The 25,323-nt window shown below is 50.7% G+C and carries 25 protein-coding genes; 6 read left to right on the top strand and 19 right to left on the bottom strand.

The genetic code is table 11. The annotated features are described in order from the left end of the window. The first annotated feature begins 187 nt into the window (after positions 1-187). Positions 188-799, top strand: a complete 612-nt coding sequence (locus ACKU40_RS12630; RefSeq protein ID WP_320173147.1) for a tetratricopeptide repeat protein — start codon at positions 188-190, stop codon at positions 797-799. Positions 800-884: 85 nt separating this feature from the next. Here ACKU40_RS12630 and ACKU40_RS12625 read toward each other — a convergent pair whose 3' ends face one another. Continuing rightward, positions 885-1,724, bottom strand: coding sequence for an arginase family protein (locus tag ACKU40_RS12625; RefSeq protein WP_320173146.1), 840 nt, complete (start codon positions 1,722-1,724; stop codon positions 885-887). 1 nt (position 1,725) lies between these two features. Continuing rightward, complete coding sequence (locus ACKU40_RS12620; RefSeq protein ID WP_320173145.1) at positions 1,726-4,212, bottom strand: copper-translocating P-type ATPase; 2,487 nt, start codon at positions 4,210-4,212, stop codon at positions 1,726-1,728. Positions 4,213-4,351: 139 nt separating this feature from the next. Between ACKU40_RS12620 and pyrR the strand changes: the two genes are divergently transcribed. Genes pyrR through ACKU40_RS12605 form a run of 3 tightly spaced genes read left to right on the top strand, consistent with a single transcriptional unit; the run spans position 4,352 to position 6,092 of the window. Next, the gene (gene pyrR / locus ACKU40_RS12615) at positions 4,352-4,888 is read left to right on the top strand and encodes a bifunctional pyr operon transcriptional regulator/uracil phosphoribosyltransferase PyrR (RefSeq protein WP_320173144.1); all 537 of its coding nucleotides are present in this window, start codon (positions 4,352-4,354) and stop codon (positions 4,886-4,888) included. Positions 4,889-4,941: 53 nt separating this feature from the next. Further along, on the top strand, positions 4,942-5,496 hold the full coding sequence (gene thrB, locus ACKU40_RS12610) for a homoserine kinase (RefSeq protein ID WP_320173143.1): 555 nt from the start codon (positions 4,942-4,944) through the stop codon (positions 5,494-5,496). Further along, complete coding sequence (locus ACKU40_RS12605; RefSeq protein ID WP_320173142.1) at positions 5,496-6,092, top strand: hypothetical protein; 597 nt, start codon at positions 5,496-5,498, stop codon at positions 6,090-6,092. The genes thrB and ACKU40_RS12605 overlap by 1 nt, the downstream gene beginning before the upstream one ends. Here the strand turns inward: ACKU40_RS12605 and ACKU40_RS12600 are convergent. Continuing rightward, positions 6,089-6,883 (bottom strand): WcbI family polysaccharide biosynthesis putative acetyltransferase, encoded by a 795-nt coding sequence (locus ACKU40_RS12600; RefSeq protein ID WP_320173141.1) that lies wholly within the window; start codon positions 6,881-6,883, stop codon positions 6,089-6,091. The two genes, ACKU40_RS12605 and ACKU40_RS12600, sit on opposite strands and share 4 nt — an antisense overlap. A 116-nt stretch (positions 6,884-6,999) precedes the next feature. Here ACKU40_RS12600 and cobT point away from each other — a divergent pair, with 116 nt between their 5' ends. Beyond that, complete coding sequence (cobT, locus tag ACKU40_RS12595; RefSeq protein ID WP_320173140.1) at positions 7,000-8,079, top strand: nicotinate-nucleotide--dimethylbenzimidazole phosphoribosyltransferase; 1,080 nt, start codon at positions 7,000-7,002, stop codon at positions 8,077-8,079. A gap of 3 nt (positions 8,080-8,082) precedes the next feature. Next, on the top strand, positions 8,083-9,123 hold the full coding sequence (gene selD, locus ACKU40_RS12590; RefSeq protein ID WP_320173139.1) for a selenide, water dikinase SelD: 1,041 nt from the start codon (positions 8,083-8,085) through the stop codon (positions 9,121-9,123). Positions 9,124-9,277: 154 nt separating this feature from the next. On the opposite strand, the gene ACKU40_RS12585 is transcribed toward selD, so the two are convergent. The 16 genes from ACKU40_RS12585 to ACKU40_RS12510 all read right to left on the bottom strand — a co-directional run bounded on the left by ACKU40_RS12585 (position 9,278) and on the right by ACKU40_RS12510 (position 25,135). After that, complete coding sequence (locus tag ACKU40_RS12585) at positions 9,278-9,499, bottom strand: hypothetical protein (RefSeq protein ID WP_320173138.1); 222 nt, start codon at positions 9,497-9,499, stop codon at positions 9,278-9,280. Positions 9,500-9,682: 183 nt separating this feature from the next. Then, positions 9,683-10,609, bottom strand: coding sequence for a hydroxymethylbilane synthase (gene hemC / locus ACKU40_RS12580; RefSeq protein WP_320173137.1), 927 nt, complete (start codon positions 10,607-10,609; stop codon positions 9,683-9,685). A 34-nt stretch (positions 10,610-10,643) separates the two neighbouring features. Then, entirely contained in the window at positions 10,644-10,898 is a 255-nt protein-coding gene (locus ACKU40_RS12575) for a zinc ribbon domain-containing protein (protein ID WP_320173136.1), read from the bottom strand. Between the two features lie 133 nt (positions 10,899-11,031). Beyond that, a complete protein-coding gene (locus ACKU40_RS12570) occupies positions 11,032-12,021 on the bottom strand; it encodes a methyltransferase domain-containing protein (protein WP_320173135.1) in 990 nt (329 codons plus the stop codon). A gap of 124 nt (positions 12,022-12,145) precedes the next feature. Further along, positions 12,146-14,716: an endopeptidase La gene (gene lon / locus ACKU40_RS12565; RefSeq protein ID WP_320173134.1), complete on the bottom strand. Its 2,571-nt coding sequence runs from the start codon at positions 14,714-14,716 to the stop codon at positions 12,146-12,148. A gap of 134 nt (positions 14,717-14,850) precedes the next feature. Beyond that, complete coding sequence (locus tag ACKU40_RS12560) at positions 14,851-15,123, bottom strand: acylphosphatase (protein WP_320173133.1); 273 nt, start codon at positions 15,121-15,123, stop codon at positions 14,851-14,853. Positions 15,124-15,150: 27 nt separating this feature from the next. Next, a complete protein-coding gene (gene radC / locus ACKU40_RS12555; protein WP_320173132.1) occupies positions 15,151-15,828 on the bottom strand; it encodes a DNA repair protein RadC in 678 nt (225 codons plus the stop codon). A 226-nt stretch (positions 15,829-16,054) separates the two neighbouring features. Beyond that, positions 16,055-17,035, bottom strand: coding sequence for a DNA polymerase III subunit delta (gene holA, locus ACKU40_RS12550; protein ID WP_320173131.1), 981 nt, complete (start codon positions 17,033-17,035; stop codon positions 16,055-16,057). A 20-nt stretch (positions 17,036-17,055) separates the two neighbouring features. After that, on the bottom strand, positions 17,056-17,553 hold the full coding sequence (gene lptE / locus ACKU40_RS12545; RefSeq protein WP_320176385.1) for an LPS assembly lipoprotein LptE: 498 nt from the start codon (positions 17,551-17,553) through the stop codon (positions 17,056-17,058). A gap of 110 nt (positions 17,554-17,663) precedes the next feature. Then, entirely contained in the window at positions 17,664-20,159 is a 2,496-nt protein-coding gene (leuS, locus tag ACKU40_RS12540; protein WP_320173130.1) for a leucine--tRNA ligase, read from the bottom strand. A gap of 250 nt (positions 20,160-20,409) precedes the next feature. Then, the gene (gene nusB, locus ACKU40_RS12535) at positions 20,410-20,877 is read right to left on the bottom strand and encodes a transcription antitermination factor NusB (RefSeq protein ID WP_320173129.1); all 468 of its coding nucleotides are present in this window, start codon (positions 20,875-20,877) and stop codon (positions 20,410-20,412) included. A 180-nt stretch (positions 20,878-21,057) separates the two neighbouring features. Next, complete coding sequence (gene ribE / locus ACKU40_RS12530; protein ID WP_320173128.1) at positions 21,058-21,528, bottom strand: 6,7-dimethyl-8-ribityllumazine synthase; 471 nt, start codon at positions 21,526-21,528, stop codon at positions 21,058-21,060. Positions 21,529-21,542: 14 nt separating this feature from the next. Next, the gene (locus tag ACKU40_RS12525) at positions 21,543-22,760 is read right to left on the bottom strand and encodes a bifunctional 3,4-dihydroxy-2-butanone-4-phosphate synthase/GTP cyclohydrolase II (protein ID WP_320173127.1); all 1,218 of its coding nucleotides are present in this window, start codon (positions 22,758-22,760) and stop codon (positions 21,543-21,545) included. 142 nt (positions 22,761-22,902) lie between these two features. Then, positions 22,903-23,559, bottom strand: a complete 657-nt coding sequence (locus ACKU40_RS12520; RefSeq protein ID WP_320173126.1) for a riboflavin synthase — start codon at positions 23,557-23,559, stop codon at positions 22,903-22,905. A 3-nt stretch (positions 23,560-23,562) separates the two neighbouring features. Continuing rightward, on the bottom strand, positions 23,563-24,696 hold the full coding sequence (ribD, locus tag ACKU40_RS12515; RefSeq protein WP_320176384.1) for a bifunctional diaminohydroxyphosphoribosylaminopyrimidine deaminase/5-amino-6-(5-phosphoribosylamino)uracil reductase RibD: 1,134 nt from the start codon (positions 24,694-24,696) through the stop codon (positions 23,563-23,565). After that, a complete protein-coding gene (locus tag ACKU40_RS12510) occupies positions 24,680-25,135 on the bottom strand; it encodes a cytidine/deoxycytidylate deaminase family protein (RefSeq protein WP_320173125.1) in 456 nt (151 codons plus the stop codon). Before ACKU40_RS12510 ends, ribD begins: the two co-directional genes overlap by 17 nt. Positions 25,136-25,323: the final 188 nt, after the last annotated feature.

Raw genomic sequence — 25,323 nt, 5'->3', positions numbered from 1 at the left:
TGGGGAGGAAGACTGGTATGGCTATTGCTGATTAATGCAGGAAATAATGAATGGCGGTTGTTTTAAATGTGTTTTGTGTTGAAATGTACGTAATTTTGCACAAAGCGGTAATTTGTTGCACTTTGCTTGTGCGATTTGCATGAACAGAACTTCTGAATTTGAGGCCGGAAGTTACAGGGAGATAGGTTTGGGAAAAAAAGGAAAGGGGAGAAAATCCTCAGCAACGGGAGCACCTTCCTCTGGCGGTAGCAAAAAAAATAGCAATATGATCATTGTGGTGGTCGCAGCATTGGCTGTAGGGCTGTTTTTTGGCGGGGTTTTCATGCCTGCGTTGAAGGATTCATCTACACCGCAAGTGGCAGGTGGAGCTGGAAGTGCCAGCAGTTTCGCCCAGCAGATTGAAGAGACAAAAAAACTTTTGGAATCCCAGCCGGAGTCCGTAAATCTGTGGACGAAACTGGGTAACCTGTACTTTGATACTGACCAGTATGCCAACGCGATTGATGCCTACAGTAAATCACTTGCCATTGAACCTGATAATGCGCATGTGCTTACTGATCTGGGAGTCATGTACCGCCGTAACGGCAACCCGCAAAAGGCGGTCGAAAATTTCGATAAAGCTATTCTTGCTGCGCCGACACATGAAACCGCGCGTTTGAATAAAGGGATAGTTCTTTACTACGACCTTAAAGATAAGGCCGGCGCTATTCAGGCATGGAATGGGTTGGTCCAGATGAATCCCGGTGCACGAACCCCCAACGGGAAGCTGGTAAAGGATATGATCAGGGATTTATCTTGATGATTTGATATAATGCTTCGTGTGTTCAATGTATAAAAGCCGTACTGCATTAATTGTTGCAGTACGGCTTTTGTTTTTTGTGATTTTATTTAGTTATAAATCCCGGAAGTGTTGTCTCAATCAATAAGGCAGCTTTCTTTATACCTCTTGCATTGCCGGGGTGGAATTCTGTTATACCCAGCCCGCATATGTCCAGCCTGCTGCCTACTTCATCGATTATTTTTAAGATGCTGCCGAAATCAAGCCCTGCCGGAGGGGCAGGTTTACCATGTCCAAAACCGATGGGGTCTACTGCATCCACATCAAGATGGATGTATACTTTGCTGAATCCTGCATCCTTGATTTGCTTTGCCAGCCCTGCCGGTTCATGAGCAAGTTCCTCGGGTCCGAAAATAGTTATCTTGTTATTTGCAATAAATTCCATTTCCGGGGGATCAAAAGATCTGGTTCCGGCGAGGAAGACCTGTCTGGAGCTCAGCGGGTTGAACATTGTCGCATTAATTTCCGGTCCTGCGTTGCCGAGAATGGCGGAAAGAGCCATTCCTTGAAAGCGCCCGGACTTGGAAGTTTCCGGGTTGTTCAAGTCTGGGTGGGCGTCAAACCAGATCAGGGCCATTTTGTACCCGTGTCTGCGCGACATCCATGAAACCGGCACAAATTCGGTTCCGCAGTCGCCGCCCAGCAGCAGGACGCGCTCAGCTTCTGCCTGTTCAAGTGTGGAAAGTGCGTTTCTCAACTGCTGTACAATGTCATCCAGACCGGCAATTGAACCGCTGGGTTCGATCTTTTTGAACGTCTCTGTTTTCACTGCAGTTACAGCAGGAAGATTTTCTATTCCTTCGGCCAGCGCGAATGCTCCTTTATATAAGGCTTCGTTGTCGATGGAACCCTGCCATTGCGGGAAAACAAGGGTGATGTCTTTCAAATTAATCTTCCGGTTTAAAAAATTTCAGTCTCAGGGCATTGCTGACTACAGTAACTGAACTTAAGGACATGGCTGCCGCAGCAAACATTGGGGAAAGGGTAGGTCCACCGAATATGTGAAGCAGTCCGGCTGCAACCGGAATCCCCAGTACGTTGAAGGCAAAAGCCCAGAACAGGTTCTGTTTGATATTGCGAACTGTTGCCCTGCTTAGTGAAAGGGCAGTGAGTACTCCGCTCAAATCACCTTTCATAAGTACAACGTCTCCTGATTCGATTGCAACATCAATTCCGGTGCCCATGGCGATGCCAAGATCAGCTGAAGCAAGGGCCGGGGCATCGTTGATTCCGTCCCCGATCATAGCCACTTTGCGGCCAGCCGCTTTTTCCTTGTTGACCACTTCGGCTTTGCGGTCAGGCATGACCTGAGCAATTACCTTGTCGATTCCGGCTTTATCGGCAATGGTGCGGGCCACTTTTTCATTATCCCCGGTGAGCATGACTGTTTGCACCCCAAGTTCATGCAACTTATTTATTGTCTGGGGAGTTTCATCCTTAATGCGGTCGGCAATGGCCAGAATCCCGGCAAGCTTACCGTTCTTGGCAATGTAAAGAGGGCTTTGACCGGAAGCGGCAAAGTGAAGTGCAGCTTCATTTGCAGCAATATTATCCAGATCGCTGACAAAACTTTGTTCAAGGAATTTCCGGTTACCAAGCAGCATGGCATGTCCTGCTGTTTCAGTATTGATCCCCAGTCCGGATACAGCCTGAAAAGCGGTAGTTTCGGGAAGAGGAGAACCGATTTCTTTGGCAGCGCGGACAACTGCCTTTGCCAGCGGGTGTTCGGATTGTTTCTCTGCAGATCCGGCAAGCAGTAGCAGCTCCTGCTGATTTTCGCCGTCCATGCTGAAAGCTTCTGCCACTTCAGGTTTGCCGTAGGTCAGGGTTCCGGTTTTGTCGAAGATCATGGTTTCGATCTTTCCAGCCGTTTCAAGTGCAGCACCGGATTTAACCAGTACACCCAATTGGGCTCCGCGTCCGGTACCGACCATGATGGCGGTCGGGGTTGCCAGTCCCATGGCGCAGGGGCAGGCGATGACCATTACGCTGATAAAGATGCGCAGGGCAAAGGTGAAGGGTTCATCGCTGAAGAAGAACCAGCCCAGAGCTGCGGCAATGCCGATAGCCATGACAGTAGGTACAAAATAAAAGCTGACCGTATCCGCAAGGCTGGAGATGGGAGCCTTGGACCCCTGTGCTTCCTGAACAAGACGGATGATGCGAGCAAGCACGGTGTTTTCGCCGACATTTGTGACCTGCACTTTAAGTGCTCCGCCTCCGGTATTCACCGTTCCTCCTGCTACATCGTCACCTGCGTTTTTGGGTACAGGCATGGATTCTCCGGTGAGCATTGATTCGTCGACATCGGAATGTCCGTCAGCAACCTTGCCATCTGCTGCCACCCGGTCTCCGGGGCGGATGAGGATCAGGTCGCCGGGGCCGATTTCTTCCACCGGAGTGGGGATCTGTTCGCCGTTTTGCAGCAGGATTGCCTGAGCAGGGGTCAGGTCCATTAGTTTTTCAATCGCATCTGAAGTGCGGGAACGGGCGCGTGTTTCCTGAAATTTTCCAAGCAGGATCAAGGCAATAATTGTTGCCGCGGACTCATAATAAAGGTCCATGGCGCGTGCCTGCGCATCAATGCCCAGTGCTATTTCAATTGTGTTCCATAGGGAGTAAATCACTGCCGCTGATGTTCCCACGGCAATCAGGGAATCCATATTGGGGGCGCGGCGTAACAGGTTTGGAAAGCCGTGCTGGTAAAAGTTGCGCCCGAACCAGAGTACCGGAGCGGTCAGAAATAATTGGATCAGGGCGAAGCCCAGTGGAGAACTGTGTGGTTCAATGAAAGAAGGCAAAGGCATCCCGACCATGTGACCCATGGTGATAGTCAAAAGAGGAATAGTGAAGGCGAGGGCTGAAATGAGCCTGTTTTTCATTTCGCCAAGTTTGGCCTCGTTTTCGGCCTTTCTTTTTTCAAAGTTATCTTTGGCGTTATGGGCTGATTGAATCTGACCGGATTCAAATCCTGCATCGGCAATTAGTTGCCTGATCTGGCGTAGTGAAATTTTGGCGGGGTTGAAGTTCAAGGTTGCACTTTCTGATGCAAGGCTGACCTGTGCCTCTATTACGCCATCGTTCGCATTGAGTACCCGCTCCAGCCTTGATGAGCAGGCGGAGCAGGTCATGCCTGAAATCGGCAGGGTCAGTTCGGTTCCTTCGATTTTTTCCGTTGCTTCGAATCCGGCCATTTCTACTGAAGCAATAATATCTGCCGCGGAGATCTGCTCCGGGTCATAATCGGCAGCCAATGATTCCGCTGCCAGATTGATTGTTGCACTATTAACACCGTCCAAATTGCCGATGACTCTTTCCAGCCGTGCAGAACAGGCGGAACAAGTCATACCTTTGATTTCAAATGTGCTGTGCATAGCATATCCTTGTTAGCCGGAAAGCGGGGGATTGCATTGACTGCATACATTACTTATAGCTAGTTCCGGCAGGTTGTTTTAAAAAAGTGATTTGAACAGATTTGATATTAAGAATCAACTTCTTTTAAGATGGGATAACATGAAGGAACAGAAAATTATACTTTCGGAAAAGGACATGGCCCGTACTCTGGATCGTCTTGCTTCAGAGATTACTGAACGGCGCGGAGACAGTGATAATCTCGCCATTATCGGTATTCAACGCCGCGGTGCAGATCTTGCGGAGCGCTTGAAGCTTATTCTCGATGAAAAGCTGGGGCGTAAGATTCCACTCGGTAAGCTGGACATCAACCTTTACCGCGATGACTGGACCAATTTGACCCGTCAGCCGAGTATCAACTGCACTGAGATTCCTTTTAATATTGAATCAGCATCTATCATTCTGGTGGATGACGTGCTTTTTTCCGGAAGAACCGTTCGTGCCGCTCTTGAGGCCGTGCTTGATTTCGGACGCCCGCGCCGGGTGGAACTGCTCGTGCTGGTAGACCGCGGACACCGTGAACTTCCAATCCGGGCTGATTACGTCGGTAAGGAAGTTGTCACTTTTGAAGATCAGCACGTAAACGTTCTGGTCAAGGAACGCGATGACGAAGATAAGGTTGTCATCATTCATTCCTAGTTTTATCTGTCTCAGCACGGAGCGTTTTGCGCCCGGAAGGTTTGATATTTTTTATGCAAGAATGGAGTAATGAATTTTCAGAGGATTGCTCTGTTATCCTGATCGGTATGGCCGGAGCGGGTAAATCAACGCTTTCGCCGCTTCTGGCTAAGAAGCTCGGTTGGGAGCATATGGATACCGACGCTGTCATCGAGAGCTACTATGGCCGTCCGCTGCAGGATATTGTGGATCATCTGGGCGTGCCGGAATTCCGCAAGACCGAAGAATATATAGTTTCCGGTCTCGGGGTGATCCGCACTGTAGTTTCCACCGGGGGGAGTGTTATTTACGGCCCCAAGGCTATGGAAAGGCTGAAAGGTCTCGGTCCGGTTGTTTATCTTCGTATTTCCAGTGAAACATGTCTCCAACGGGTCGGTTGCGGAGAGAATCGCGGGCTGGCCATTGTTCCGGGGCAGACGCTGGAAAGTCTTTATGAGGAAAGGATTCCCCTTTATGAGGAGTATGCTGATTTCGCCGTTGATACGGACCAGTGTTCCCCGGACGAGTGCGTCGAGCAGATCTGTGAGTGGCTCAAGTCTAAAGAAGCAAAAAAAGTTAAGGATATATAATGAAGAAAATGACCAGACAGGCCGTGTTCCGCAAACTGGATGCTCTTTATGAGCGTATGGCCTCTGTGTATGCTGAAACTTCCGCAAAAATCGGTCTTTCCTGCGAAGGGTGCGAAGAAAACTGCTGTACCAGTTATTTCCAGCACCACACCTACGTGGAGTGGACTTATCTTTGGCAGGGACTGAACAAGCTTCCTGAAGCCAAGCGCAATGAATATATCCAACGCTCAGAAGATTACGTGCGTAATGCCAAGGCCATGCTGGAGAGCGGCATGCGTCCCAAGATTATGTGCCCGCTCAATGATGACGGCCTCTGCGGTGTTTACAAGCACAGACTTATGATCTGTCGTATGCACGGTGTAGTGAATACCCTGCGTCAGCCCAATGGACGCCAGCTTTCATTTCCCGGATGTTTCAAGTGTCAGGATCTGACCAAGGATATGGAAAACGTCCCTGTTGTGGATCGTACCCCGCTCTATAAGGAACTCGTGGGACTTGAAATGGGTTTACTCGGCAACAAGATCAGAACCATGCCTAAAGTGGACCTGACTCTCGCTGAAATGATCGTAATGGGACCGCCTAACCTGAATGGTTAATTCTTTTCCATCCTTGCGGCAGTCATGAGGAATCCTATGAAGTCGTCAATGTTGTTTTTGCGGCATTTGATGTAACGCATGGCGTATTCCTCAAAAGTCAGCTCCGCTCCGTAGACATGGTAGTGGTGCTGAGGTCCGCCGAATTCGAGGTTTAAGAATTCTACCACCTGTGGATGAATGGGCTGCTCAAAGTCTGCAAAGGGCGGCGGGAAATTCTGCAAAGCCTGCTCACTCAGCCGACCCATCCCCAACTCTTCCAGAATGGTATTTGCGATCATGCATAACAGTTCTGTCCGTGGATGGTTGATGGTATTGAAAAGGGGCTTGTGCCTGTAATTTTCAAGAATCCAGTCCACATATTTTACCGGGGTCCGGCTTTCCTTGATTCTTTCGGTGCTTATTGATTTATCCATGATTTCTTTTAAATCATAGATGTTGGTCAGCCGGGTTTTCATGAAAAGGTGCAGAATCTGAGATTCACTGAGTTCTTTTTCAAGCAGGGAATCCAAGAAAGTGTCACGGTAATCAAAGCCCGGTGCGCTGGACCACAAGGGCCAGTAGTTCAGGAAAAGCATGCTTGGAAAAGCAATTGATAGGGCTTCTTTCTTGAGTTGGGAGATTATTTTTTCCGAAGCCAGATCCCCCCATGTTGTTCCAAGAAGAGGCTGGTAGAGGAGGAGGTCGCATTCGGCAATGAGTTTCGCTGGTATGGATTCTCGGGTATAGTTGGTAAAGCGGTGGATTTCGTACTCAGTGCTGAATTCTTCATTCAGCAATAGCAGCTCTTCCATTGGTTCGCCTTGGCAATTGGCATGTAAGATACAGATTTTCTTCATTTCGAAAGAACTTTAGCACACCCGTTTATGGTTTCTCAATACGGCAGGGCCGTTAATATGAGGTTAAGGCAGTGAATAAATTTTCCGCAGAAGAATTGCAGCATATCGTTGATAGTGTTCAGCCTGTTGATTTATCTTTGGAAGGACAGGCTCGTGCCCATCTGGATAGGCTGACTAAACCTTTAGGAAGTCTGGGACGGCTCGAAGATCTTGCGGTTAAGATGTTCGTGGCTTCCGGCGGAAAGCCTCCACAGGCAGACCCGGCCCGTATATACACCATTGCCGGAGACCACGGGGTTAATGAAGAGGATGTAAGTTATTTTCCGCAGGAAGTTACCCGCCAGATGGTGGAGAACTTTTTGGCCGGAGGCGCGGGTATAAATGTTTTGGCCCGAACTTCCGGAGTGGAGCTTATAGTTGTTGATGCCGGATGCAAGGGAGGGGCTTTCCCGGAACATCCTGGTCTGATCCAGCGTAAGATCTCCTGCGGTACGAATAATATTTCCAAGGGTCCGGCAATGGATGTGGATTGCTGCCTGCAAGCCATAAGACTTGGTGTTGAGCTTGCCGATGAAGCTCATGCCCAAGGGATTAAAGTTCTTGGTACCGGAGAAATGGGGGTTTCCAACACAACCCCTTCAACGGCCCTTTATTGTGCATATTTTGATCTGGACCCGGCAGATATAACCGGTCCCGGCGGCGGGATTGATGCTGCGGGTGTGATCCGTAAAACCGGAGTTGTCCGCCGTGCTTTGGAAGCAAATGCTGAAGCCGTGCATTCGGCTGATCCTTTTGTTATTCTTGCTGCTCTTGGCGGGTATGAGATTGCGGCACTGGCTGGTCTGATCATTGGTGGAGCCAAGAACAGGCAGATAGTCTGTATTGACGGATTTATTTCCACTGCCGCTTATGCTGCGGCTGCGAATATATGTCCCGCTGTTGGCGGTTATTGCGTACTCAGCCATGCTTCCGCGGAACCGGGCTACGCAAAGGTTATCAAGGCGCTTGGGCGCAGGCCGCTGCTGCATCTGGATATGCGTCTTGGTGAAGGTTCCGGTGCGGCTCTGTCCATGTTCATGCTGCGTGCTGCCGCAAATATTTATAACGAAATGGCAACGTATGACGATGCCGGAGTTCATGCAGGAGGTTAGGTCATGCCAAAAGAATTGGTGAAGACTGTTAAAGCTGCTGGTTGAGCCGCCAAGATTGCTCCGGGGGACCTGGAGCAGGTTTTGTGCGGTTTAGCCGTGGAGGATGAGCGCCTCCTTACCGGACTGGGCGGGAATGAAGATTCCGCCATTGTCTCTTTTCCTGCGGGCAAAGCTCTGGTTCAGACCGTGGATTTTTTTACTCCGGTGGTCAATGATCCATATTGGTTCGGGCAGATTGCCGCTGCGAACTCCCTTTCCGATGTTTATGCCATGGGCGGTGAACCTTGGACCGCCATGAATATCGTCTGCTATCCCATGAAAGAAATGGGTCCTGATATTCTGCGTGAAATTCTCAAGGGCGGCATGGATAAGATTCGTGAATCCGGAGCCGTTCTGGCCGGAGGTCACAGTGTTGAGGACGATGAGATCAAATATGGACTCTCGGTGACCGGAATGGTTGATCCTGACGGTTTTGCTTCCAACAAGGGGCTGCGTGAAGGGGATCAGCTGTTGCTGACCAAGCCTCTCGGTACCGGAGTGCTGGCTACAGCACTCAAGGCAGACTGGGACGGTGCAGAACGGTTCGAAAGGGACGTTTACAAGTGGGCATCCAAGCTGAACAACGCGGGCGGAAAAGTTATCCGTGAGCTGGGCTTGAAAGGTGCTACAGATGTGACCGGATTCGGACTTGGCGGGCACGTGCTGGAAATGGCTGATGCTTCCGGAGTGGCTGTTGAGCTGTGGCTGGATAAAGTGCCGTTCATGGATGATGTTGTCGATCTGGCATCCATGGGTATGATTCCGGCCGGAAGTTTCGCCAATCGCAACTATTGCAGCTCGCAAGTGCAGGCTGCAGCAGATGCTGACAGTATTAAGACTGACCTGATTTTTGATGCCCAGACCTCGGGCGGGTTGGTGTTGGCTGTGCCTGAAGGTAAATTGCAGCAGGCCATGGATATGCTGCTGGAAGCTGGTGATCTTGCCACCCATGTGGGACAGGTTGCGGCCCATGAAGAAGGCGTGGCTAGGCTGCGGATTATATAAATTTAAGCAGCAGAGTTAGGTAAAAGTTACTTTGGTACCGGTAGGGGCGCCGAAGGCATTCTCATTTATATAAAGACAAAAGGCGCAGGTTGTCGCAAACCTGTGCCTTTTATTATTTTAAGGAGGAATTGGCGATTCCCTTATATGAAATTTTTTAAGCAGAACCCCGGCTGCTGGTGACTGCCTGAATCAGTTGTGCATTCGCATTGTAGACAGGTGAAGAAATAATCTTCACCAGCTCGCGGTGCATATCAGGGTCAGCATATGCCTTCCTCTGCAGTCTCTTCTTCTGCAGGTTCTTCATAGAGTTCGCAAGATCTTCGTCCCTTACGGGCGGTACCTGTGAAACCTTGTTGAGTTCGGTTCCGTTTGACATTGTATACCTCCATCCTTGGAAGTTATAAATGATGGTTTTTAAAAGAACATGATTCCTGTTTATATGCCTTATCGGTCAGCAGAATGTTATCTTTAGGGTCTTAATGAAAAAATAATGAATTTATTAAAAAAGCCCGGAGCATGTACCATGCTCCGGGCTTAAATCAGTCAATTTAACTGGTCGCTAGCACTTGTCGTAAACGCGATCGAGAATTTCCTTGGCTCCTGCAGCCAGAACTTCTTCGGCAAGGGCAAGGCCGATGTTCCATGCGTCATCGGCAGGTCCGGTCTTCTCCATGCGGATGGGGCTGGAACCGTCGATATCAGCAACAAATCCGGTCAGCTTGACCTGATCTCCTTCAAGCTGGGACCAAGCTGCGATGGGAACCTGACAGCCACCGTCAAGGCCGGTCAGGAATCCGCGCTCTGCTTTGACCTGACGTGCAGTCATTTCGTCGTGCAGAAATGCAAGAATATCCTGAATCTCGGTGTCCTCAATGCGGTACTCAATGCCCAGCGCACCCTGTGCCACTGCGGGCAGGAAGGTCGGGGGGCCGAGGACTTCACTTTTGGGAGCGGAAAGCTTGAGTCTGTTCAGTCCGGCAGTAGCAACCACGATAGCGTCGAATTCTCCGTTGAGAAGCTTTCCTACACGGGTATCAAGGTTGCCGCGCAGGGATTCGATTTTCAGGTCATCGCGCAGGGCCAGAATTTGAGACTGGCGGCGCAGGCTGCTGGTCCCGACAACCGCTCCGGCGGGCAGGTCCTTGAGGGAATCGTATTTAACGGAAAGCAGGGTGTCGGTTTCTGCTTCACGCGGGGGAATAATGCCCACTTCAAGACCTTCAGGAAGTTCGGTGGGAACATCCTTCATGCTGTGAACAGCGAGGTCGGCACGGCCATCAAGAAGTGCTTCTTCGATTTCCTTTACGAAAAGACCCTTGCCGCCCACTTTTGCCAGCGGAACGTCCAGAATCTTGTCGCCCTTGGTTTTGATCTTGAGCAGCTGAACTTCGATTCCGGGATATTCTTCACGCAGAAGGTCGGAAATATGGTTTGCTTGCCAGAGGGCAAGTTTGCTGCCGCGTGTTGCGATGGTAATTTTTCTCATTATTCCGCCGTATTGTTTGAAATTTTATTTTGATCTAACTGCCACAGGAAGAACAGTCGCCGCCGGAGCACCCGGCACAACCGCTGCTGGAAGATGCTGCCGGTGCGGGAGCAGCACCGAAATCACCCATATCAGGAACTCCACTGCCGGTTTTGAACTTACAGGCGGACATGAGTTTTTCGGTTTTCTCGGATTTACATTCCGGGCAAGGCGGGCACTCATCCCGATTGAAAACCAGTTCCTCGAATTCCTTGCCGCAGTCAGCGCATTTATATTCGAAAATAGGCATTTATTCTTTACTCCGTGCTTTGAGATATCATGTGCGAAAAATTGCATAGCCCAAATTGTCAGGCGGGGCAATGTCTGGCCTACATATAAGTCCGCTTGAGAAGAATGCAAGGCTGCTTCACCAGCTCGGAGAATTATTTACTAAGAATGTTTCTGATGTTTTCCATGATTTCCTTTCGGGCGTGGGAAGCGATAATTATCACATCCGGCTTATCATGAGCACAATTTTGCGGTGCCATAACAGGATATTCGTCCAGTTCTGTCCCCTGCATCTTGGGATTGCTGTCCAGAAAACCGATGAAATTTTTTGGTCTGGTTCGTTGCACCAAGGTTTGATAATGCAGTTCGTATTGCCCCCCCGTGCCCCAGATATAGAATCGATCATCCGGCAGTGCCCAGAGGTAGACCATTTCCATATTTTTCAGCTCATGGAGCGTGCCGCTGCCGTCAATCCTGACCGCAAACATGTCGTAGTAAACCTTATTCTCGTAATTGTCGGGAATGAATCCGCTGCGCATTCTTTCGAAGTCAGGCTTTTCAAAGATATAATCAGCCATATCCGGTAGTTGGTGGTTTTCACTTTTGCGGGCGATTAGAAAACTGTCCCGTGTTTCATACCAGATATCAGGTGCATTTTTCGGGGCTGCGGCAGATGAAGCATGGATCACCTCCAGTCCGGCATAACGGGCCATGGCGATCATGCCGTCGGCAAAGAATCGGTAACAGTCCACCGGGCAGGCATGGTAGGCGACCCCGAATGGTCCGGGAACGACAATTGAAAGCAAGCCGCCGGCTTTGAGTACCCGCGCTATTTCTTTCATTGTTTCCCAGAAAAATTCTATATGTTCAAATACCTGCCCGGAGATAACCACATCAAAAGAATTGTTTTCCAGTTCCCGCCAGCAGTACGGATTATTCACCGCAATATCCACGTTGGGACCTGTTACCATATCCAGTCCGGTGTAGCTGAATTTGTCTTCTGCAAATAAAGGGCGGTAGGTTTGTAACGGATCGTCTTTGTTGACTGCGCAACTGCCGATATCCAGAACGGATAAATTGCGTTCCGGGGAGTGACAGTAGTTTTCAACAAACCACTGCATGCGGGCATAGGAACTTCTGTGCATTATATCTCCAATTCAGGTTGTATCTTGGCGATTATATTGCACTCTCTCGGTGATGTCGATGGCTAAAAAGAAAGGCCCGCAAGCTAGTTGCTTGCGGGCCTTTAATATCTCTTTTGGTGATTGATTACTTGGTCTTGGCAATGGGCCAGACTTCATCAATGCGCTCGATTGGAGTGATCTCGATATTTTTCAACAGTTCTTCGGGAATGTCTTCAAGATCCTTTTGGTTCTGGGCGGGGATGAGTACCCGTTTCATACCCAGAGATACGGCTGCGAGGATTTTTTCTTTGATGCCGCCAACCGGAAGAACTCGTCCGCGCAGGGATATTTCCCCGGTCATGGCCAGTTCCGGGTTGGTTGGGATTCCGGTCAGCGCAGAAACAAGAGCAGTAACTAGAGTTACACCTGCAGACGGTCCGTCCTTGGGGGTGGCTCCATCGGGCACGTGGATGTGCAGGTCCTGCTCTTCGTGGAATTTGGGGCTGATACCGTATTCCTCTGCATGGCGGCGAGCAAAAGATACCGCAGCCTGTGCGGATTCCTTCATTACATCGCCGAGCTGTCCGGTAAGCAGCTGCTTGCCTTTACCGGGCATGGCAGAGACTTCCACATGCAGCACAGAGCCTCCTACGGGGGTCCATGCGAGGCCCAGCGCGACACCTGCGGGAAGTTCGTTTTCCTTCTCATCTTCAAGATGCTTGGGAATTCCAAGATACTTGTGCAGGTTGTCAGCGGTAACTTCGAAAGGTCCTTTCTCGCCTTCGGCTTTCTTGCGGGCCAGCTTACGGCATACGGAACCGACTTCGCGTTCAAGGTTGCGCAGTCCGGCTTCGCGGGTGTATTCCTTGATGATCTTGGCGATGATATTATCTTCCATGATCATTTCATTTTCTTTGAGCCCGTTTTCCTTGCACTGGCGGCCAAGGATGTAACGTTTGGCAATGTTGACCTTGTCATGTTCGGTGTAGCCGGGGATGCGGATAACTTCCATGCGGTCCAGCAGGGGACGGGGAATGGAATCCAGCACGTTGGCGGTGCAGATGAACATGACCTTGGAAAGGTCGAAAGGCACGTTCAGGTAGTGGTCGGTGAAAGTGTTGTTCTGTTCCGGATCCAGTACTTCCAGCAGGGCTGAAGAAGGGTCGCCACGGAAATCAGAGCCGAGCTTGTCAATTTCATCAAGCATGATCACCGGGTTGCGGGTTCCGCACTGCTTAATGCCCTGAATGATGCGTCCGGGCATTGAGCCGATGTAGGTCCGGCGGTGACCGCGGATCTCTGCTTCATCGCGCATACCGCCGAGGGACATGCGGTGGAACTTGCGCTTCAGGCTGCGTGCAATGGAGCGGCCCAGCGAAGTTTTACCGACACCCGGAGGGCCCACAAAGCAGAGGATGGGACCTTTCATGGACGGGTTCAGCTTGCGAACACTCAAGTATTCGAGGATGCGTTCTTTGACCTTTTCAAGATCGTAATGGTCTTCATCGAGAATTTTCTTGGCTTCAATAATATCAAGACGATCGCGGGACTGCTTGTTCCACGGAAGCTCGATCATCCAATCCAGATAGGTGCGGATGACTGTGGCCTCGGATGCTTCGGGGTGCATTGCTTCGAGGCGACGGAGTTGCTTTTCCGCTTCCTTGCGAACTTCCTTGGGCATTTTGGCTCTGACAATGGCTGCACGAATTTCTTCGGCTTCCTCTGCTTCATCGGTGGATTCGCCAAGTTCTTTTTTAATCGCTTTGAGCTGCTCGCGCAGATAGAAATCTTTCTGAGCCTTGTCCATGCCTTCTTTGGCCATGGACTGGATCTTATTCTGCATGGAAGCGACTTCCACTTCCTGAGTGAGCTGGGTGTTGACCAGAGTCAGCCGTTTAACAGGTTCACCGCACTCAAGGATGGACTGGGCAACCTCTACCTTCATACGCAGGTTTGAAGCAATCAGGTCGGCAAGGCGGCCCGGTTCGTTGACACTGTTGAGAACACTCATGATGTCAGCTGAGGATATACCGCGCAGGGTCAGGATTTTCTCACTCTGCTCGCGGGAGGAGCGGACCAGTGCTTCCTGAGTGGCATCCAGTTTTCCGGACTCAGCTTCGGGTATAGACTCTATCTCAGCAATATGAAAAGGTTCAGAACCGATGAATCTCTTGATTCTGGCACGGGAAACACCCTGTACCAGCACCTTCAGGCGACCGTCAGGCATCTTGAGCATGCGCATGATCATGCATACGGTTCCGGTTAAGTAGAGGTCTTCATGTTCGGGATTTTCAACGCTTTCATCCTTCTGGGTGAGGATCATGACATAGCGGTTGCTGGTCATGGCCGCTTCCACAGCATTGACTGACTTCTCACGGCCCACGAATAGCGGAAGGATCATGTAGTTGAAGACAACGATGTCCCGGACAGCCAGAACCGGAAGGGTGGTGGGGATATCCACATGGGCATCATCAGGGATGGAGCCCGCATCTTCCAGTAGATCTGCCGCATCATGCAGGACATTCAGCGGGGAGACCGGAGGCTTGTTGAGACCCTGATCATTGCCGGCGTCAGGAGAAGATACCTTTCGCGCTTTCTTCTGGGCTTCCGCTTTGTCTTTTTTGTTCAGTTTCAGAGGTTTGATGGGTGATTTCTTTTTCTTCAACGCAAAATCCTTTCGTTCAGAAGTGGTTCGTTCGCTATTTAAAAAAAGCATTATATCTCCTGCCCCGTACCGGAAAGGCCGGGGCAGGAGAGCTTTACAGTCTGTTTTATCAGGGCCGGACTGTAGTTCGTCCACGAGCCTGATGTTTTTTACCAAAATAAATAAAGTTTTATTTTGGGCCTTCACTAACGGATTTCAAATCCCTTGTGCTCGGTTTCGTAATCCATCCATTCACACTTCACATCTGCAACCTGTGAAAGAGGAGGACCGACCAGCAGTCTGGTTCTCATCTCAGCGACCTTTGCCTCGTCGCCTTGCAGCAGTACTTCAATCTTTCCGTCATTCAGATTACGTACCCAGCCGTTGAGGTTCAGCGCCGCAGCCTGGTCATTTACCCAGGCCCGGAAGAATACTCCTTGCACCTTGCCGGTAACAACACAATGATAGCTTCTGGTCATAGGCCCCTCCTTTTGAGTTGAGGTGAACTACAAATATCCTGCTTCCTTGAAGCTGTGGAACCTGTCTGCAGTCACGATTACGTGGTCCAGCAGACGTATTTCCATGTCCTGACAGAGGGCGGCTATTTCCATGGTTCTCTCTGTGTCTTCAGGAGATGGAGACGGGTCCCCGCCGGGATGGTTATGGGTCAGAATCACTCCGCTGGCATTATGGCGCAGGGCTAGTGCCACAACTTCCCGCGGATAGACTGCGGTCTTATCCACAGTACCCTCCGATAGCCTTTCCCAGCATATCACTTTGTTGCGGTTATTGACCAGTGCAATCCAGAACTCTTCTTTTGACAAATTTCCTATTCTGGCCATGGCTGCCTTGTAGACTGCATCCGGCGAGGAGATAGCTTCCTTGCCGTTCATGGGTTCCTCGGCAATTCTGGTCCAGAATTCACGCATAAGCGTGAAAAATATTAAAACTCCCGGACCGATCCCCTTGAACTTTTTCAATTGCTCTTCCGGTGCCCTGAAAACCCCGCCCAGACTGCCGAACTCAGCTAGGAGTTCCTTGGCGAGGGGCTTGGTATCCTGCCTGGGCAGAACCTGTCCGAGGATAAGTTCCAGAATTTCATAATCGGCAAGACTTGTCGCGTCTTTGCCCAGTTTTTCTTTCAGTCTCTGGCGGTGACCGTGGTAATGGGGTTTGTCGTTCATAAATAAATAGTAAGTATGCTTTGGCAAGTAGTACTGTTCCGACAGGAGCCTGATTCAGACAAATGGATGAGAAATCGGCGGACGGAATTTCTTCTTTCAGGGATAAACCGGATGCAGGTGCAAAGCAACCTGTTTAACCTATGAAATGGTGTAAAACAGGCTCAAAAACATAAAAACCGTGTAAAAATGATCTTTTTACACGGTTCAAAAACTGTTTTGAATTAAATCAGCGTCTGCTTTGCGGTGGCGCGAATAATGATGTCAGAGAGGCCACCAGCAGTTCAAGGGCCTGTTCCGGCTTGCGTTGGCCTGTCTTGATACCTATTTCAGCTTCCATAACGATATCAAACAGCCTTGCAATGCGGGCCGGGCCCAATCTCTGGGCAAGGGCCTGTTTCTGCTTCTTCACAAAAGGAGGAAGGCGAACTTCCGAATCTTCGCCATGAATCATCATCCACAGGGCCCGTGCTTCACGGGTCAGAGATGCGGTGAGCATGAAGATCATGGAATCTTTTTCGCTGTGGTTGGTCAGCACCCTGCGCCAGATTTCTACCGGGTCTCCGCCTTCGGACATGGACCGCATGAATGCAAAGAAATCCATCTCTTCGGAATGGGCGATCAGTCCCACATGTTCCATGAGAATCTTGCGTTCAGGTCCGGCAGCCAAGTCCAGCTTGTCCAGCTCCAGCCGGGCGGCTCGGGCATCTTTAGGCAGAGCTTGGGCAAGGGCATTCAGAACCGGGCTGTCAACTTGCAGTCCGTTGGCTCTGGCCCATTTTCCCACAAATCCAGAAATGGATTTCTGATCCAGTCCTGCTGATTGCCAGAACCATTTCTGTTTTTCTGCAAATTTCCAGCATTTGCGTTTTTTCAGTACTGCCGGAATTGGCGGTGTCTTGCTTTTCCATTGCCCTTCAAGGCAGATAAAAAGGAAAGATGAACTTGCAAGGGATGCGACCGTCTTATCCAGGTTATCCCAGACCGCAGCCTTTAAATTGTGAGCGCGGCGCAGGATAACAATCTTGCTGGAGCCGAAAAGGGTCTGCAAGGTCAGGTCGTCCCAGAATTGCTGGGGCAGGTCTTCGTCTGCCCAGTATACTTTTTTCTCGTAATCTGTGGCCCCGTGCTTTTCCTGCAGCTCGGCAATGTTGGCGTGCAGCAGCTCTGCATCAGGGCAGATGAGAAACATGTATCCGGGTCTGGACATGGAATTCCTTAATAGAAAAATTAGTAAGCCTGATTCATGCGGTCCACGAGACGGCGGACCATGAGCTTGGTGACCAACTGCTGGGTCGCATCTTCCTGACCGGTGTAGTAAGATTCAGTCACTGTCATGGGACCGGAGTTCCAGATCAGGGCACCGTCAGATGCACTGATGACCTGCATCTGGACCTTGAGGGTCATGTCGTATTTCAGGGTTACGTCCTGATCGCCGAGGATGCGGCTGCCGTCGGAAAGTTCCAGAATCCTGATGTTGATGAGTGCTTCTGCCTTGGACTTATCGGTCCAGACCAACTGGCCGCGGCGGGTGATCTCATCACGGAGCATGGAGCGGATTTTAGGCTCAAGCCAGCGTTCAAGAGTGGGGTTTTCCACTTTTGCGATAGCAACTTCATGGAATTGTTTACTGACCCTGTTCGGCTCAGTAGCAGAGTTATGGTAGCCGCAGGCAGATACAGCAAAAACAACACACAGCAGCAGGACCAGCTTTTTCACAGAATTCATAATAACCACAGCTCTAACTCCTCATGACGCGAAGCCCGTTAAAAAGTTTTGAAGGGAGAGTCCAGAGAGGGAAACTTTTGGAAAAGTTTCCCTCTCTGGTCCCCGAAGGGCTAATTTGCAACAATATTAATCAACTTGCCGGGAACTACGATAACCTTACGGATGGTTTTGTCATCGGTATGCTTGGTCACGTTTTCGTGGGCAAGTGCTGTTTTTTCAATTTCTTCTTTGGAAGCAGCAGCGGGCACGGAGAGTTTTCCGCGCATTTTACCGTTAACCTGAATGATGATCAGGATTTCGTCGGTAACCAGTGCTTCTTCGTCGTGCTCGGGCCATTCTACTTCGGCAATGTAGCCTTCGTAACCCATGGCAGCCCAGAGTTCTTCGCAGATATGCGGAGCAATGGGGGAGAGCACGGTCAGCACGGTGCTGTATGCGGAAGAGAGCGCGAAACGGCCGTCTTCAGTTTCCATGAGCTTGTCTTTGAGAGAGTAAATCTCGTTGACCAGCTCCATGCTTGCAGCAATGACAGTGTTGAACTGGAATTTGTTCTCCATGTCACGGCTGGCGCGCTTTACCGTCTCGTGTTCCTTGAGGCGCAGGGTCTTGGCATCGGAAGAAAGTTCCATGGAAGGTTTGGCACATGCGCCGGTTGCGCTGAGCTTGCCTTCGAATTCTTCTGCCAGTCTCCAGATTCTGTTCAGGAAGCGATGCGCTCCTTCCAGACCCTGATCGGACCATTCGAGGTCTTTTTCAGGCGGGGAGGCAAAGAGGATGAACAGTCTGGTGGCGTCCGCACCGTATTTGTTGATCATGGCGTTGGGGTCAACTACGTTGCCTTTGGATTTGGACATCTTGGCACCGTCTTTGAGGACCATGCCCTGAGTGAGCAGGTTCTTGAACGGTTCGCTAAGCTCGGTGTAACCTTCGTCACGCAGGATCTTGGTGAAGAATCTTGCGTAGAGCAGGTGCAGGATAGCGTGCTCAATACCGCCGATGTACTGGTCTACCGGAGTCCAGTATTCGAGGGACTTGCTGTCAAAGGGAGCGTCAGCCTTGCGGGAATCGGTGTAGCGCATGAAGTACCATGAGGATTCCACGAAGGTATCCATGGTGTCGGTTTCACGCTTTGCAGCCTTGCCGCATTTGGGGCAGGTAACGTTGTGGAAGCTTTCCATATCCGGCAGCGGAGAACGACCGTCCTCGTTCATTACTGCATCTTCGGGCAGTACAACGGGCAGGTCCTGTTCGGGAACGGGCACAATGCCGCATTCGTCGCAGTATATTACCGGAATGGGGGAGCCCCAGAAACGCTGACGGGAAATGTTCCAGTCGCGCAGACGGTAGTTGATGGACTTCTTGCCCTTGCCGGACTTGCCGAGAAATTCGACAATTGCGCCCTTGGCATCTTCGTTGGGCATGCCGTCGAATTCGCCGGAATTAGCCAGTACACCGGGAGCGGAGTATGCTTCTTCCATTTCTTCCAGTTTAAGGGTTTCCCCTTCAGGCTGGATGACTATCTGCATAGGCAGGTCATATTTCTTGGCGAATTCAAAGTCGCGCTGGTCGTGTGCGGGAACAGCCATTACTGCGCCGGTACCGTAACCCATGAGGACGAAGTTTGCCACGTAGATGGGCATCTTCTGACCGTTGAGTGGGTTGATGCAGTATGCTCCGGTGAAAACGCCTTCTTTTTCGAGGTCGTCAGCACCGCGTACAATGCGGTCCATATTGGAGACCTTGTGTACAAATTCGCGGACTTTGTCTGCTTCCGGCTTGCCTTCGATGAGCTTTTCCACCATGGGATGCTCGGCAGCCAGAGACATGAAAGTTGCACCGAAAAGGGTATCAGGACGGGTGGTGAAAACACTGATGGTTTCATCGCAGTTCTCAACTTCGAAGTCGAGCTCCGCACCGATGGATTTACCGATCCAGTTGCGCTGCATGGTGATAACGCGTTCAGGCCAGCCGCCTTCAAGCTCATTCAGGCTTTCAAGCAGTTCTTCAGCGTAATCGGTGATGCGCATGAACCACTGGGAAAGTTCTTTCTGGACAACTTCGGTGTCACAGCGCCAGCAAAGCCCCTCTTCAACCTGTTCGTTAGCCAGAACGGTATGGCAGGTTTCACACCAGTTGACCGGGGACTTTTTGCGGTAAACCAGACCCTTTTCCAGAAATTTGAGGAAAAATTGCTGTTCCCATTTGTAATAGCCGGGGTGGCAGGTAGCCAGTTCGCGGCGCCAGTCGTAGGAGTAGCCCAGACGTTTAAGCTGGGTACGCATGTCATCGATGTTGGCGTAGGTCCACTCGGCAGGGTGGGTGTTGTGTTTGATAGCCGCGTTTTCAGCAGGAAGGCCGAATGCGTCCCAGCCCATGGGGTGGAGCACGTTGAAACCTTTCATGCGTTTGTAACGGGCAACAACATCACCGATGGAGTAGTTGCGCACATGGCCCATGTGGATTTTCCCGGAAGGGTAGGGAAACATTTCCAGTACATAGTACTTGGGGCGGGACTCGTCGGCTTCCACATTGAAAGCACCCTTCTCGGTCCATTCCTTCTGCCACTTGTTTTCAATCAATTCCGGTTCGTATTTCCCAAAACCCATTTGAAAATCCTTTTGATGCGGGATTGCCTCCGGCGGACCTGCCGGGAGCTGGACCAGAGGCGCTATCGCGCTTTTGACGAATTGATTTCGCCTCCGGCGGCCAAAGGAGCTAAGCCCCTTTGGAATCCCTAATTGTTTACAACGATTTATTCATACAAAGCGGCGAAGCCCTGATAAAAGTTTTTGGGATTCTTAAACCCTTTTTACAAAAAGGGTTTAAGGCCTCCCCGGCAGGGGTCGCCGAAGGCAATTAGAAATTTTTCTCAACCTTGAATTTGCCGGTGTCGATGTCACGGGCTACTGCGTCGAGAATACCGTTGATGAAGTTACGGGAGTTGCCGTCGCCGAACTTCTTGGCCAGTTCAATGCCCTCGTTGATACCCACTTTGAGGGGAATATCGGGCTTGTGAACCAGTTCGTATACAGCGAGTCGTAGGATCGCCAGTTCGACTTTTGCGATTCTTTCGATCTTCCAATGTTTGGAGTAGCGACCGATAACTTCGTCAAGTTCTTCCTGCGCATTCCAGATTCCGATCAGTAATTCACGGGCGTAGAGGATCAGGTCTTCTTCGGTTTCCCTGATTACTGCGGGGCTCTGGTTGTAAATACGTTCAGTAGTCCATCCGCCGTGGGGAGGGACAAAACTTAAGCCGTACAATACCTGGAAAGCAAGTACGCGGCCTTTTCTGCGTAAACCTTTAGTCTGGGACATCTGCATCACTATCCTGCGGTTGCGGGTCGTAAGTGGTGTGCAACGCAAGATACAATTAAATTGTTATTTAAACAACACAACAGGCATACGGTCTCCGAACAGCGGGACGGAGACCGTATGCCTTCAAATTATGTTCAGTAATCAAGCCTGTTTCCGTAGAAACAGACCGGAAATTACAAGCTCTAGTTAAATCTGCTGCAGAACGCGAACAGTTTCCAGCATTGCGGAAGCTGCTTCAACGCCCTTGTTGCCTGCTTTGGAGCCGGCACGTTCAACTGCCTGATCAATGGTGTCGCATGTCAGCAGACCGAAACCGATGGGCAGGTCGTTGTCCAAGCTTACCTGAGCAACGCCTTTTGCGCACTCGTTGCAGACATAGTCGAAGTGGGGAGTAGCGCCGCGGATAACAGCACCGAGAACTACGATACCGTCATATTTGCCGGATTCAGCGAGTTTCTTGGTTACCACGGGGATTTCAAATGCACCGGGAACCTTGACCAGAGTCATGTTTTCCTTTTCGCAGCCGTGGCGAGCAAGGTAGTCAACAGCGCCGCCGACCAGTCTGTCAACGATGATGTCGTTGAAACGACCGGCTACGAATGCGATTTTCAGACCTTTGGAGTCAAGCTGACCTTCAACGGTTTTAATATGATACATGGTGCTTCTCCCTTTTATTTTTTATCTTCAAGATGATCCAGCATGTGGCCCATCTTATCTTTCTTGGTTTTCAGGTAGTCAAAGTTCATTTCGCAAGCGTCCATTTCAATGGGAACACGTTCGGTAACTTCGAGACCGTAACCTTCAAGACCGACAATCTTTTTGGGGTTGTTGGTCATGAGTTTCATTTTGGTAATTCCGAGCTGGACCAGAATCTGCGCTCCGGTTCCGTATTCGCGCAAGTCGGGCGCGAAGCCCAGTCTTTCGTTGGCTTCAACAGTGTCGCAGCCGAGATCCTGCAGGTGGTAAGCCTTGATCTTGTTGCCGAGGCCGATACCGCGGCCTTCCTGACGCATGTAAAGCAGTACACCCTTGCCTTCGTTGCGGATCATGCACATGGCTGAAGCAAGCTGGTCGCCGCAGTCGCAACGCTGGGAACCGAAAACATCACCGGTCAGGCATTCGGAATGAACGCGGACCAGAACGGGTTCGCCGGGCTTAACATCACCCATGGTCAGGGCAATGTGGGTGCGGTTGTCTTCGCTGGAATGGAAAGCGGAAGCCTTGAAATCACCCCAACGTGTGGGCAGCTCAGCGTCAGCCTCACGGGTAACGGTGTGGCTGCCGAACTTCATGCGGTATTTGATAAGGGCTTCGGTGGAGCAGATCTTGAGATCGTGCTGCTTTGCGTATTTCTTGAGATCGGGAAGGCGGGCCATTGTGCCGTCATCCTTCATGATTTCGCAGATTACGCCTGCGGGTTTCAGACCGGCAAGGCGGGCGAGGTCAACGCTGCCTTCAGTCTGTCCGGCACGGACCAGAACTCCGCCGTCTTTGGCGCGGAGCGGAAAAATGTGGCCGGGGGTGACGATATCTTCAGCCTGTACGCCGTCTTTAACAGCAGTCAGAATGGTGGTGGCGCGGTCTGCAGCGGAAATACCGGTGGTTACACCTTCACGCGCTTCAATGGAAACAGTGAAGTTGGTACCGAACTGGGAGCCGTTGGACTGGGCCATAAGCGGCAGCTGCAGCTGGTCGATCATTTCGCCGGACATGGCGAGGCAGATAAGCCCTCTGCCGTGAGTAGCCATGAAGTTGATGATTTCAGGAGTCACTTTCTCTGCGGCGCAGACAAGATCACCTTCGTTTTCACGGTCTTCATCATCAACCATGATGACCATTTTACCTTCGCGGAGGTCCTCAATTGCTTCTTCAATAGTGCAGAAAGGCATATTCGTTATCCTCATTCTCCGGCGAGCGGAGTTCATTTAAAAAATCACTGCTTGTTTAAGCAAACAGGTCTGTCTTCATACATCAAAAAACAGAAAGGGTGAAATATGTTTTTTTGTCTAATTATTTCAGCGTCTTGATTGTTTAAAATCCGTTTTCGCGCAGAAAATCCATTGTAAGCTTGCTCTGCGGTTTGTCTTCAGACTTTTTTCCGGTCCATGGAGCAACCATGCGTTCCACGTACTTACCGATAACGTCTGTTTCAATGTTTACCGCATATCCCGGTGTCCAGAGAGAGATGGTGGTCTCTTGCTGAGTTTCGGGAATGATGTTCACTTCAAGATAATCCGGCCCGCAATCGTTGACTGTCAGGCTGATTCCATCAAGGGCGACAGATCCTTTGGGTACTACATATCTACCGTGTTCAATGGGAAATTTGATGCGGTAAATTTTGGATTCACCTTCGGGACGAACTGATTCCACTGAGCCGAGACAATCAACATGCCCTGAAACAATGTGTCCGCCAAGACGATCACCCATGGCCAGTGCGCGTTCATAGTTGACCATGGAACCGCGCTTGAGGTTGCCGAGGTTGGTCACCGACATGGATTCCTTACTGGCATAACAGGTGAACCAGCTGTCGCTGTATGTTTCAACTGTTAGGCAGACTCCGTTGATAGCGATAGATTCGCCTTTTTCGTAATCCTTGATATTCGAAGCACTAACTTTGAATCGGGTTTCGCTACCCCGGTTCTCTGCATTTTCAATGCGTCCTTTTCCCTGAATCAGTCCGGTGAACATCGGCTATTGTCCTTCGGGTTTGAAAACTATTTTTAAATCACGGCCGCTTTGTTCCACGCGGCTGATGCGCAGGTCCATGGCTCCACTGATGAGCTCTCTCTCAGATCCTGCAAAATTAGGCCTGCCATCTACGTTTCCCAGAATTCGCGGTGCCTGATACATAACGAATTCATCAACAAGACCCTGTTCTGCCAGAGAGCAGGCAAGCCTGCCGCCGCCTTCGCAGAGAGTGCGCAAAACATTGTGATTTTCGCGCAACATTGTGAAACCTTTCTCAAGTATAAGACCTTTTTCGTTACTGGGAAGAGGCAAAACCTCAATTCCTTTATTTTTTAGTTCCGAAGCGGTCTTCGTAGCTGCCTGTTCTTCATTGGTCCAGAAAATTGTGTCAGCAGCACGGGTAGTGGTCAGGGTATACTTATCGTGGTTTTGCGGCAGATTATTGGTTACAACCACGGCCTTGGGCTGGCTGAACCCTTCAGGAAGGTGATCGAGCCGGCAATTAAGGCTGGGGTTGTCTTCACGCAGGGTGTTTCCGCCAACGATGACTGCTCCGACCATGGAGCGCAAACGTTGCACATCCTGAAAAGATTCAGGGCAGGAGACTGCTTCCTGCGCTCCCGTGGCTCCGGAAATCTTGCCGTCAATAGTGCAGGCCAGCTTGAGGATTGAGTAAGCCCGGTTCTTAAACTGCCAGCACAGAAAATCTGAAATCAGGTCTTTGCACTGTTCTTCAAGTACCCCCTGATCAACTCGCACGCCCTTGGATTCAAGATATTCGATTCCACCGGCAGCCTTGGGGTTGGGGTCGCGGGTACCGACCACAATGTGCGGGATGGATGCTTCAAGGATACCTTCGGTGCAGGGCGGGGTCTTGCCGTGATGGTTGCAGGGTTCCAAGGTCACGTACATAGTGCACTTGGTCATATCCACACCCTTGGCCCAGGCATCGGCAATACATTCCCGCTCGGCATGCAGTCCGCCGCAGAACTGGTGGTAGCCTTCAGCTACAATTTGACCGTCACGAACCATTACCGCTCCGACTGTGGGGTTCGGTGCAGTGCGGTTACGGCCGCGCATGGCAAGCTCCACTGCGCGGGCCATGAACCTCTCGTCCGGACTAAGATTCGAGTTCAAGAAGAGCAAATTTAACTCCGGCTTCTTTGAGCATCTGTTCGGAAAGTTCGTCCGGGTAGCTTTCGGAATAGTAGATTGCGCTTACTCCAGTGTTGATCAGCATTTTGGTGCAGATCAGGCACGGCTGGGTGGTGCAGTAAATTTCTGCGCCTTTCAGGGATACGCCGTGGGTTGCGCCCTGAATTATGACGTTTTGTTCGGCGTGCAGGCCTCGGCACAGTTCATGGCGTTCGCCAGAGGGAACACCCAGCTTGGCACGGATGCAGCCGACATCGGCGCAGTGTGCAGTCCCGGAGGGCGGTCCGTTGTAGCCGCTGGCAAGGATGCGTTTATCGAGCACAGCTACAGCGCCGACCTTGCGGCGGGTGCAGGTGGAACGTTCTGCAACAAGGTGCGCGATGCGCATGAAATAGTCCGGCCAAGGCATTCTGTTGTCCATTTTATGCTCCTTCTTTGAAGCTGAGAAAACGGACCCGAATATTCGGGCCCGTTTTTATTGGTATTATGTTGCGCTTCGCGCTTTTAGTGATCGCATTTTGCCTCCGGCGGCTTAAACCCTTTTTGGAAAAAGGGTTTAAGAATCCCAAAAACTTTTAATTGGGCTTCGCCACTGGGCTGACAAGATTT

Source organism: Maridesulfovibrio sp. (assembly GCF_963666665.1).
Lineage (GTDB): Bacteria > Desulfobacterota > Desulfovibrionia > Desulfovibrionales > Desulfovibrionaceae > Maridesulfovibrio.
Note: the sequence above shows the minus strand (reverse complement) of the source record. Positions and strands in the feature narration are given on the sequence as shown.